General features: G+C 41.8%; 1 protein-coding gene. It reads right to left on the reverse strand.

Annotated elements, in window-relative coordinates:
- Positions 1–14 precede the first annotated feature (14 nt).
- Positions 15–899, reverse strand: a complete 885-nt coding sequence (locus tag AM629_RS21215) for an IS982 family transposase (protein ID WP_054481782.1) — start codon at positions 897–899, stop codon at positions 15–17.
- Between the last annotated feature and the right edge of the window lie 94 nt (positions 900–993).

Consider the following 993-nt stretch of genomic DNA (forward strand, 5'->3'; position numbering starts at 1 on the left):
AACCCGAATTCTGCTTAAGCCGTCATTGAGAAATCTTCTTCTGAGTAGAAAACTTTCAGTGATGGTTTTTTCAATTTAAGGCAGTAAGCAATCAGTCCACCTAAAACGGTCAACATAAATCCTCTTATACTTCGGTGGCGCGAATGCTCTATCTGAGAAATTAATTTTAATTGCCCATTAATCGTTTCAATAATAAAACGCTTTTTTAACATTATCTTATCCCACTCAGCTTGCATACGTGCTTTCATGTTACGCCGTTTTTTCGTGATGAAAGTGACACCGGTTTTGGCTAAATCGTCCGCCAATTCCTGGCTGAGATAACCTTTGTCACCGTACAGAGAACCCGTTAATTCTTTTGCTAATTCGCGAACAGGTTCCCGATCATCCACATTACCGGCAGTGACTTTAAGCGCGAGAATTTCCCCTTGATGATTGACAACCAAGTGTAATTTGAAACCATAAAACCATCCCATTGAATTTTTTCCGCGCTGTGCTATTCCCGCAAAGACCTTATGTCGAGGGATGCGAATGTTATGGCAGACACTCAAACGGGTGGAATCAATAAAAGCAATGCCTGTGGGTTTCCCTTTTAATTGCGTCAGATAGCTGCATAGTGGCACCAAAACGGAAGGGGCAATGCTGATAAAACGGGTATAACTGAGTAAAGTGGGGAAGTCGCGGTGGTGGTATTGCCAAATATGTTCTAAATAAAAATGTTTAAAATCACGGTAATGTGACAGATGAAAAAGGATCAAAATGGTCATGATTTCACTGGGATACATATGACCTTGTCGGCGGCGTAAACGATGCCCACTCTCGAGACAAAATTGTTCCCATTGAGGGATGAAAAAACGGCAAAAATCATCGACATCACAGAAAATTTCAACTAAGTTGTCCATAGCCTGTTCCCCCTCGGAGCTGTTTTTGGGTCTGCACCAAAACTTTGCTCCTGGAACAGGCTTCTCGTCAATTTCTTATCCAGAATTCGGGTTA

Origin of the sequence: Photorhabdus heterorhabditis (assembly GCF_001280945.1) — a bacterium.
Lineage (GTDB): Bacteria > Pseudomonadota > Gammaproteobacteria > Enterobacterales > Enterobacteriaceae > Photorhabdus > Photorhabdus heterorhabditis.

Coding starts and splice junctions, on each gene's coding strand:
- AM629_RS21215 (WP_054481782.1), bottom strand. CDS start 899: ATGGACAACTTAGTTGAAATTTTCTGTGATGTCGATGATTTTTGCCGT.